The organism is Dietzia sp. Alg238-R159, assembly GCF_900537145.1.
GTDB classification, from domain to species: domain Bacteria; phylum Actinomycetota; class Actinomycetes; order Mycobacteriales; family Mycobacteriaceae; genus Dietzia; species Dietzia kunjamensis.
This window is the reverse complement of record NZ_UNRI01000024.1, coordinates 1-9,805: the sequence shown is the minus strand read 5'-3', so window position 1 is coordinate 9,805 and position 9,805 is coordinate 1. Positions and strand designations below refer to the sequence as shown.

Sequence of the window (9,805 nt, the reverse complement as noted above, 5' to 3'; positions counted from 1 at the left end):
GGGGGGGGGCACGGAGGGCCGGGGGTTGTGTGAGGCGATGTCGGCGAGGGGGGGCTGGGGGTGGGCGGCGGCGTGGAGGCGGGCCGCCGAGCAGGCAGACGGGGCCAGGGCGGTGGCGCTCGAGGCCGCGCGCGCGGGCGAGGCCGACGCCCTCGCCGCGGCGGAGACGGCCACCGGGCAACAAGCAGACGCGGACGCGGCCCGAGATGAGGCGGTCCGGGACGCCGAGCAGCTGCGCACCGAGCTGGCCCAGGTCGGCCAGCAACTCGAGACGATGCAGCGTGAGGCGGAGCAGGCGCGCGTCCAGGCCGAGGAGGCCGACCGCGCCCGGGTGCGCGCCGAGGCCACCTCGGACACCTTGCGTGAACTGTTGGACGCGTTTCGTTCCTCCGGGCAGGCCGACGGGGACAAGTAGCGATCCGCACCGTGATGGTCTTGTCGTGTCGGACCGGGCGAGCACACTGACAAAGCAGGACAGGCAATGAACAAGCGGCCCGGACTTCCGTCAGGTGCGGTCGGGCCGTAACGGGACGAACGCCAACACGGGAGGGGTGTCATGTGGGATCTACAGACCGCGGTACAGGCCGTGGTGGTGGTCGCGGTGGCCTCGCTTTTGGTGCCGCCGCTGGCGCGCGGCATCGGAGGCATCTGCGCCGTGATCGGCTTCTGTGGGGTGGCGCAGTCGAGCTCCTGGGCGCCGACGGTGATGGCGTTGGGGATGGTGTCGTGGTTTGTCGGGCACTGGTCGTTCGCGGTCCGCAATGACGTGCATTACCGGTCGCGTCTGGCGCTGGTGGTGATCGACGAGACGCCGTTGCGGTGGGCGATTCCGCGTTACTGGCAGTTGCGCCGCCAGAGACGCATGGCGGCCGCCCGCTGACACTTCCCACCCCGACCGATACAGCTATGGCCCCACCTCTTTGGTGGGGCCATTGCTGTAGGTGTGTGGAGACGATTCTAGAACAGTGGCGGCTCTTCTAGCGGCGCGGTGTTGCCGCAAGCTTGGGCGTAGGCCTTGGGGTTCCAGCCGCCGGCGACCGCGTCGCGGACGGCGAGGGAGCGGGCGTGCCGGTCGTGGCGTTCGGTGGTGTTGCGGATGATGCCGGTGCGTCCGCAGGCGACCGCGTAGAGCAGGTTCGCTGATTGGGTTGAGGCGATGAGATGGTYCGGGTCTACGCGCACGCACAAGGGTTCGTTGCAGCGGTGCTCACCGATCGCCTCGGCGGTCAGTTGGCCGGCGACCAGGAGGGCGAAGCGGTGCGCGTACTCGGTTCTGCTGACGCCGCCTTGTCGCCAGGTGATCCGTCCGTATCCGTCGGAGATGGCGCCGGTCCAGATGTGACATCCATCGCCCGGGGCGCGCACGACACGGGAGCCAAACGCGGCAATCGCCGCCGCGGTCGGAGGCAGTGTCGAGTCGTACGGCCTGGACCGCCTCGCGGCAGGCCGGGGCCGGGGACGGGCGTCCATTCCCGGCAGCGGGATGTCCTCGAACCACCGGCCCGGGGAAGGCTCAGTGCTGCTGCTCACCGTTGGTGTCCGCCGAGGTCTGATCCGCCGCTGGCGTGTCACCGCCGTCGGCATCGTTGACCGTGTCGTCGGTGTCGGTGGTGTTGTCCTTGGCGGCGCGGATCGCCGCCCCGACCTCGCGGGCGGACAGTCCGGTCATCTCCGCCAGGTCGGCCTGCGCCACACCCAGGCCCCGAAGCTCGACCAGCGCCTGACCGAGGGCGATCTGCGCGTCATCGCGGGCATCGATCGCCGAGAACACCGCGACCAGCTTGGCCTCACGCTTGCGTGCCCGCTCCAGCTCGTCGGCCATCGCCTGACGAGCCCTCGCGCGTGCGGTTTGTGAACGTGAATCAGTCTTGGTACCCGCCATGACACCCGACCCTATTGCCCCACCCATCGTGCCGCAATCCCCAACCACCATGCCGCCGTCATCGTCTCCCCGTCCTGGTCTCCGATCGCCGCTCCACGCCCAGCACGAACCGCGCTATTTCATCCTCGCTGTCGCTCGTCACAAACTGCCACACACAGTAGGCACTTCGAGTGAACGACGGGAACCTGCTGGTCACAGCGCCGTGCGCTGCGACGCGTAGACGCGCGGATTCGGTCCGCATACGCTGGTGGGTGTGATGAGCCTTCGAGCGGTGCACGCAGGTACTGGATACCAGTATCTGCTGCGCTCGGTTGCCACTCACGACGCCGACCCGCAAGGCATGGCCCTGTCGGACTACTACGCCGCCAAGGGCACCCCACCCGGCGCGTGGATCGGGCGCGGGCTCGACGGATTGGAATCGGACAACGCGATCGCGGGGGCGGTCGTCACCGAAGCGCAGATGGCGGCCCTGTACGGCGAGGGCCTGCACCCAGATACCGACCAGATGATGGCCGACGGCCACAGCCTGTCGGCCTGCAAGCTCGGCCGATCCTTCCCCATCTACACCGGCGGGGTCGACGTCCTAGAGGCCATCGCTGCGGCCGAAAAGGCGTTCCTTCACACCGAGGGCCGGCGCCCCACCAGCGACGAACGAGGACAGATCGCCGAGGGGGTCGCGCGCCCGTTCTATACCGAGAAGTTCGGTTACGAACACGCCACTGGCAAGGATGTCATCGCCTGGGTCAACCGTGAACGCGACCAGGTCAAGCAAGCGGTCGCCGGGTTCGACTTCACGTTCTCCCCGGTGAAAAGTGTCAGCGTCCTGTGGGCGCTCGCCGATGAGAAGACTGCCTCCCAAGTGGCCGCCCTGCATCACGAAGCCGTGGCCGAAACCCTGGCATGGGCCGAGAACAACGCGATCTACACCAGGGTCGGAACGGGCGGCATCAAGCAGGTTAAGACGGGCGGCATCATCGCGGCTGAGTTCACCCACTTCGACACTCGAGGGGGGGACCCGGACCTGCACTCCCACGTGCTGCTGGCTAACAAGGTCCAAGCTCCCGACGGGCGTTGGTTGTCGCTGGATTCCCGTGCGATCCATCAGATGCACCAGGCGATCTCGGCCCGCTACGACGCGACCCTGCACGACCTTCTGACCCGTCGCATGGGCGTGGAGTTCCAGGCCAACTACCCGCACCCGGACAAGGCGCCCATCTGGGAGGTCAAGGGCATCGACCGCCGCCTGATCGACGCCTTCTCCTCCCGCCGGGCCCTGGCCAGGCCGGTCTATGACCGACTCGTCGCGCAGTACGTTGAGAAGAACAATCGGCAGCCTTCCCAGCGGGCGTCCTACGCCCTGTGGCAGAAGGCCATCCTCGACACCCGCGACGCCAAGAAGCCCGCCCAATCCCTGGCCGAACACCGCGCCACCTGGCGGGAGATGGCCGAAAAGGTCGTCGGCACGCACGCAGTGGACAGCGTGGTTGGCGAGGTCACCGGGCAGGGTCGGAGCCAGGTGTCGCGGGAGCTGTTCGACGCCCGGGTCCACGCCCGCCTGGTGGCCGAGCAGGCGGTTGAAGCAGTGACCGCACGCCGGGCGCAGTTTCGCCGCTCCCACGTCGAGACCGCCGTCTCCACCTTGCTCAAGGGCTACCGATTCGAGGGCCCCGAGGCCCTGGACCAGGCGCACGAACAGGTCATGGCTACCGCCATGGGAGAGCTCGTGGTGCAGCTGACCCCGCCGGAGAGTCTGGACCTTCCGGGTGCGTTGACCGGGCCGGAAGGTGCCGGCATTGACCGGCACGCAAACGCCGAGAAGTACACCACTCAGGCAGTTCTCGACGCCGAGACCGTCACCCTGGAGGCGGCCCACACGCCGGTCGCGGTGATCGCTACCCGCGCTGATCTCGACCGTGCGCTGGCCGCCCACACCAAGGCCGAGGGATGGTCCCTCAATGCCGGACAAACTGCCCTGGCACAGCACCTCATCGGTGCCGGAACACTGCTCGCCGCAGGCGTGGGACCGGCCGGGACCGGCAAGACCGCATCCATGAAGGTCGTCGCCCGAACCTGGCACGACACCGGCAGATCCGTCATCGGTCTGGCACCCTCCGCAGCAGCAGCCAGCATCCTCGCGGGCGACATCGGCACCGACTGCCACACCATCGACTCACTGACCTTCACCTGGCTCGGCCAGCACCCCACCTTGCCCGGAAAGACCCTCGATGCACTGCCGCGCACGATCCGCCCCGGCGACATGCTTCTGGTCGACGAAGCGGGCATGGCCAGCACCGAGAACCTCGCCGCGCTCACCGAGATCGCCGCCGAATCCGGGGCCATCCTCCGCCTGATCGGCGACCCCAAACAGCTCGCGGCAGTCGAGACCGGCGGTCTGTTCGCCGACCTGACCCGCACCCCGGGAACGCCTCAGCTGCGCGAAGTCGTGCGCATGGGCGCAGACACCGAACAAGCCGACGCAACCCTCGCCCTGCGCGACGGCGATCCCGGCGCACTGGCTCTCTACAACGAGCGCGGCTGGATCACCGGAGGGCACCGCGAGCAGATGCTCACCCAGGCCGCCGAGGCGTTCCTGGCCGACACCACCGCGGGCCGCCAGGCACTGATCATCGCCTCGACCAACACCGATGTGGACACTCTCAACGAGGTCATCCGTGCCGACCGGATCACCCGCGGACTAGTCGACGACGCACGCACCACCAGGGTCGCTCGCGGGGACACGGTTGGTGTCGGCGACACCGTGATCGCCCGCACCAACTCCAAGCTGTACGCAGAGGACCGCACCTACCTCGGACGGGTCATCAACGGCCAACTGTTCACCGTCACCGGCATCGCTGACGACGGGTCACTGGGGGTGCGCGACTCCTCCACCGGGCAGGCCATGCTCATCCCCGCCAGCTACGCCGCCAAGAGCATTCACCTCGGTTACGCCGCCACCATCCACCGCGCCCAGGGCGCCACTGTCGATGTCACCCACGCCGTCATCGACGCTGGCGTGGACCGGGCCGGCCTGTACGTCGCCATGACCCGCGGCAAGAAAGAGAACCGCGCCTACGCCGTGTGCGAACCCACCCTCGACACGGGCGCCGAGGACGCACACATGCACTCCGCCGGCGACCACCAAGCCCCAACCGCAGACGAGGTGCTGGCTGGCGTGCTGGCCCGCGACACCCACCAGGCCTCGGCCACCGAAACCCTGCGCCAGGAGTACGAGAGCGCCACCAGCGACGAACGGCTGGAGCAGCTCTACCGCCACGGCGTTGACCTCGCCGCCCGAGACTTTGCCGCCGCCACCCTCCCGGCCTACATCGACGCACTCCCCCGTGCCTACGCCCACCAGCTCGAGGCAGACCCCGACCAGTACCAGGCCCTGGAAGGCGCGTGGACCGAAGCAGCAACCCGAGGCCTCGACCCCCGCGAGGAATGGGACAACGCCACCGACACCCTCGACACTGCCAACAAGCCCGGCTCTGTCATCGCCCACCGGATACGTCACGCGACTCGCGAGTCCACCGACACCACAGCTCTGCCCACTCCCCCACCCGCGATGCCGGGATGCGACACCGAACTGACCACCTGGCTCGCAGAGACCCATCGCACCCTCACCGCCGATCCTGCCGCCCAGGCGGTAGCCCGTGCAGCGTCCTTCACTGCCGAGGACTTTGTCGCCTCCTACCTCGACTCCCGCACCGCAGAACACGAACCCGACCCGGACACTCACCCCACGACGAGCTCGCCATGGGGGCCATCGACCGACTCCTCCCCCGACTTGTGGTGACTCGCCCCTGCTCGTCAGGCGCCAATGGTCAGGCTGCGGTGCGAGCCCACTGGTGCGGGGCGAGCAGCATGTCCGGGGCGGGCAGTGCCGCGCGGGCCGCGGCGACCAGCTCCCACCAACTGTCGGGATCGGCCTCGCGATGAAGATCTTGGGCAGCCATCGCCGCGCCCCAGGTGGTGGCTGATACTGGCGGGCCGGTCGAGGTGGCGCCGTAGGCCAGCGCAATGTCGGTCGGGTGGATCTGTTCCGCCTGATCAGGGTTGGGGAATTCGCCCCACTCGGCCAGCGCGTCGGAGCGCTGCGGCTTGTGCCGGGTGGTGAACCACCACACGAACACCGCCGAATGCAGCCGGTACAGGCGCACCCGATCGGCGTGCGCGCCGTCGACACCAGCAGCAACGGCCGCTCGCGCTAGCCGCGACCGACTCCGGTACACGCGGCCATCGGCGGTGCACAGACCCAGAGAGCGCAGTGCGCGCAGTTTGCTGCGCACCGTCGCCGGGCAGATCCCGAGCCTGGTCGCCAGCTCACGCACCGATAGGCGGCCAGCGGCCATGTGGGCCCACACGCGCATGCCCAACACCCCCAAGGGGCGGGCGTGCCAGATATCTTCACGGGCGCACTCGAGCTCAGCGTCAAGCTGGCTCTGCATCTCCGGGGTAAATACTGCGCCACTTCTTCGTTCCCCGCCCCCGGGTCTTACGATCCACCACACCGCCGCCCAGGGGCCGGCTGCTCGCTGCACGCGGGCGACCCACCCCTGCTGGACAAGCGCTTTCAGCCGGTCGGCGACGGTGTCCCTGGTCAGGCCGGCGGCCAGGGCCCAGTCGCGCTCGGACAGGTGCACCTCCGCTGTCGCGGCTGCGAGGGTGCGGGCGGCCAGGGCCAGGAGCACCAGGCGGTCCTGAGCTCCTGTCTTGCCAGCCCACCGGCCGGGCTGGGCGTCCATGCGAGTGAGCAGGTCGGCGACGGCTGCTTCCGCGGCTTGGCGGGTGGGTGAGGGTCCTGCAGTGCTGCGCTGGGCGTAGCTGGCTGCGGTGACGGCTTTGGCCCACTGGCGCGTCAGCTCGGCGGTCGCGTCTAATCGGGGGGTGCGCTCGGTGCCACTGGTGCGGCTAGTCCGCACAAACTCCAACCCGGGCCAACGGTCAGTGAAAGCAGCCTCGTGCAGGTCGCGGTACTGCATTCGAGCGTGGGCGCAGGCCAACAGGACCGACCACCCCACCGCGGAGGCATCCGTGCGGGCACTGATCGGGGCGCGGGCAAGGGCACGAATCTGTGGGTTCAGGGGGCGTCTGGGCCCGGCCAGGTACGGATGGCCTTGCACATCGACGTGCACAGGAACCGGCGCGATCCCAGCACCGGCGGCGGAGGCGCCCTTGCTCTGAGGGGGTTGTGTCAGCTGCGTGAGCAGCGTGCGCAACGCCCGCAGGGACACCGGGCGGATATGCGGATCTGTCAGGGGCATCGATGTGCCGCCGGCGCGGTGGGGCGAGCCCGGGGCGCGGACACAACCGGTGCGCGAATTGGACAGCGGGCCCCGATCAAGTGAGGGCCACGCGGCGCTGAAAGCGTCGAGGATCGGTGCCAGCCGCTGCGCGGAGACGGCGGTGCTCAGCCGGATCCATACGTGGTATCCCCCACCAGGTCCTGACGAGCACACCAGGTGCTCGATGCCCGCGGCAGTCAAGGCAGCCGTGCACGCTGCGAGGTCTGTGTCTGCCGTTGAGCCAGCATGGTGAGCGTCAAAATCGAGCGCGAGGAGCCGAAACTTGCCCGATTCATCGGTCAAGTGCAGGGCGAAAGGCGTCCCCTCCCCCGGCGCGCCGTCGGTGAGACGCCTGGTGGCGGCGAAGGTATGCGCCTTGTGCGAGTCGACACGCACATACGGGCGCGGACTCCACGCGCACACCACAGAGTCCCACCACCAGGTGGAATCGAGGGATATGACGTTGTCGCGGTCAGAGCGAGACACGCCGATTGGATCGACTGGACCATCCGATGGGTATGACTTACTCTGAGAGGTGCCTGGAAGCACAGCTCTCCTAATTGGTGAGCAACACCGAGTTTGAGCGGTAACTCGAACTCTTGACTTTCGATCCCGGTCCACCTGCCAGTGGGCCGGGATCAGTCATTTCAGGGTTGCGGGGTGTTCAACTGTTGGCCGGGCGCGGGCCGGCCACCGCTTCACGCTGAAATTGCCTCCTCATCTGCAGGTGGAACTACGGCCTCGGGCAGGCCAAGATCGATGGCGGCGAGGTCAGCCAAGTATTGAGACATCGAGACGCCTCTAGACCTGGCTTCCACCCGAAGTGCCTCGTACACCTCAGGGGCCATACGGACGGGCACGCGCATGCGCTCGCCGAATGACGGTCGCCCGGGGCCCCGCTGCTTCGTCGCCATGGGAGGAAAACTCCCACACTTGGCGCCACAAATCCTATCGACACGCCTAGGTGAGGTGGAGTTTTTGGCGCCGCCTACGGCTCTGTCGGCGGTCAGCGGCTGCGGCACATCCGTAGCGGTATATACCGCACAACCGACACCGGTGCACACCGCAACACCAGTACCGGTCTAACGGTGATTACTGATGTACCGCTATCGGTCCAAAGGTATTTCGGGATGTTCGGCGTGGCTAGCGCGCTCCTGTGCTGCAGTTTTGGTATCAAGGTGATGACCACAATAGGTACAGCGGTATCACGGTATAAGAAGATCGAGGTGTAGCGGGTTTTGAAGATTGCGGTAGTTAACACCAAGGGTGGCGTCGGTAAGACGACCACCGCCATTTACCTAGCGACGGTCGCGAGCGCGCAGGGCAAGTCGACTGAGTTGCTAGACGCGGACCCTCAGGGGTCGGCCACTAGTTGGGCTGAGATTGCGACGGAGGGGAGTGCGCCTTTGCCGTTTCAAGTCTCGCCCGCGAACAAGATCACGCTTTCGCGCGCATCTAGTAGCGACATCACAGTGATCGACACGCCTCCGGGTGCTGCTGACATCATTCAGGCCGCGATCGATGCGGCTGATGTTGTCGTGGTCCCCACTGCGCCGTCTGGGTTGGACCTCCAGCGCGTCTGGCCGACGTTGGAGGCTGCTGCACATAAGCCAGCTGGTGTCCTACTCACGAGCGTTGAGCTCGGCACTAAGCTGCTCGAGCTCACAAAGGAGGCCCTTGAATCGGAAGGGGTGTTCGTATTCGAGAATGTGATTGGGAAGCGACAGGCGATACGCCAGTCATTCGGCACATGTCCAACAAGCTTCTTTGGCTATCGAGACCTGATGGACGAGATCGTTGAGGTGACTAAATGAGTGGCAAATCGGAACCGGTGAGCCGTAGTTTGCGCCCACGGGCCGCAGCTCCCATCCGGCCGGTCTCGGAAACGTTCTCTGCTTCTGAAGCCGCACGTCCGGCCGGTCCTCGGCGTACGAAGACATCTCTAGCGCTTGATGTTGAGGTGTACCGGAGAGCGAAGATCGCGGCCATCCAACAAGGGGAGACCGTGTCTGAGTTTATCGAGGCAGCTATTCGAAACGCACTTCCTGAGTAGTTTCGCCAGAGGTAAAAACCGTCGTCGGCAGAAACGGATCGAGGTATATACCGCTGATGGTGTCGGCCACCGAAGAGATCGTGAGTAGGCAAGTCCGGTGCGAGCATCGAGCACGGGCGCCTAGCCGCGTGACGAGCCCGCCCTGTGACGAGGGGGAGTTGGCAACCAGCGTCTGAACTGCGAACTTTCCATGTTCGCATTCGCCGGCAATTGTGGGTTGAGCCCGATTGATGGTTGGCCGTGCTGCCGGTCGTGCCGGCCTGAGCTGCTCCTGTTGTTCTGGCCTGACTTCCACAAGTTTTAGTGTCACCCTGCATTGATCGCGTCGATGACGGCTCGCGCAGCGTCCGGGATTGTGGGTTCGACGAGCATTTCGTGGTCGCCAATGGCGACGGTGACCGTGCGCAGGGGCCGCAGGGTGGTGACGATCTTCTTGATCGACATGCCGGTGACGTCCTGCAGGTGCCGGGCCACGGCCAGGGCGGCAAACACGACGGTCAGGTGAGCTTCGATCGCGTCGCGGGTGCGGTGGAAGATCGGCCGGGCCCTCAGGTCGGCCTTGGCCATGCGGAAGGACTGTTCGAC

General features: G+C 66.9%; 7 protein-coding genes and 1 pseudogene. 4 read left to right on the top strand and 4 right to left on the bottom strand.

What is annotated here, in order from left to right; genetic code table 11:
* A partial coding sequence (locus tag G6R20_RS18250) for a hypothetical protein (protein ID WP_240341563.1) occupies positions 1–415 on the top strand: 415 nt, incomplete at its 5' end.
* A gap of 141 nt (positions 416–556) precedes the next feature.
* Entirely contained in the window at positions 557–880 is a 324-nt protein-coding gene (locus G6R20_RS18245) for a hypothetical protein (protein ID WP_163377258.1), read from the top strand.
* 77 nt (positions 881–957) lie between these two features.
* Here G6R20_RS18245 and G6R20_RS18240 read toward each other — a convergent pair whose 3' ends face one another.
* Both G6R20_RS18240 and G6R20_RS18235 read right to left on the bottom strand, forming a co-directional pair.
* Positions 958–1,530 (bottom strand): hypothetical protein, encoded by a 573-nt coding sequence (locus tag G6R20_RS18240; protein WP_163377257.1) that lies wholly within the window; start codon positions 1,528–1,530, stop codon positions 958–960.
* On the bottom strand, positions 1,514–1,822 hold the full coding sequence (locus G6R20_RS18235; RefSeq protein WP_163377256.1) for a hypothetical protein: 309 nt from the start codon (positions 1,820–1,822) through the stop codon (positions 1,514–1,516). Before G6R20_RS18235 ends, G6R20_RS18240 begins: the two co-directional genes overlap by 17 nt.
* Positions 1,823–2,138: 316 nt before the next feature.
* On the opposite strand from G6R20_RS18235, the gene mobF reads away from it, so the two are divergent.
* Positions 2,139–5,678 (top strand): MobF family relaxase, encoded by a 3,540-nt coding sequence (gene mobF / locus G6R20_RS18230; protein ID WP_274542184.1) that lies wholly within the window; start codon positions 2,139–2,141, stop codon positions 5,676–5,678.
* Positions 5,679–5,706: 28 nt separating this feature from the next.
* Here the strand turns inward: mobF and G6R20_RS18225 are convergent, their stop codons facing one another.
* Positions 5,707–6,804 carry a hypothetical protein gene (locus tag G6R20_RS18225; RefSeq protein ID WP_146776296.1) on the bottom strand — a complete coding sequence of 366 codons (1,098 nt, stop codon included), beginning with the start codon at positions 6,802–6,804 and terminating at the stop codon, positions 5,707–5,709.
* A 1,601-nt stretch (positions 6,805–8,405) separates the two neighbouring features.
* Between G6R20_RS18225 and G6R20_RS18220 the strand changes: the two genes are divergently transcribed.
* Positions 8,406–8,981: a ParA family protein gene (locus tag G6R20_RS18220; RefSeq protein ID WP_007633959.1), complete on the top strand. Its 576-nt coding sequence runs from the start codon at positions 8,406–8,408 to the stop codon at positions 8,979–8,981.
* Between the two features lie 545 nt (positions 8,982–9,526).
* Here G6R20_RS18220 and G6R20_RS18215 read toward each other — a convergent pair.
* A pseudogene (locus tag G6R20_RS18215) lies at positions 9,527–9,805 on the bottom strand (IS1634 family transposase); the annotation flags it as partial.

What these genes read in the sequence shown, in the direction of transcription:
- G6R20_RS18235 (WP_163377256.1), bottom strand. Translation starts at nt 1,822, where the DNA reads ATGGCCGACGAGCTGGAGCGGGCACGCAAGCGTGAGGCCAAGCTGGTC.
- mobF (WP_274542184.1), top strand. Translation starts at nt 2,139, where the DNA reads ATGAGCCTTCGAGCGGTGCACGCAGGTACTGGATACCAGTATCTGCTG.
- G6R20_RS18245 (WP_163377258.1), top strand. Translation starts at nt 557, where the DNA reads ATGTGGGATCTACAGACCGCGGTACAGGCCGTGGTGGTGGTCGCGGTG.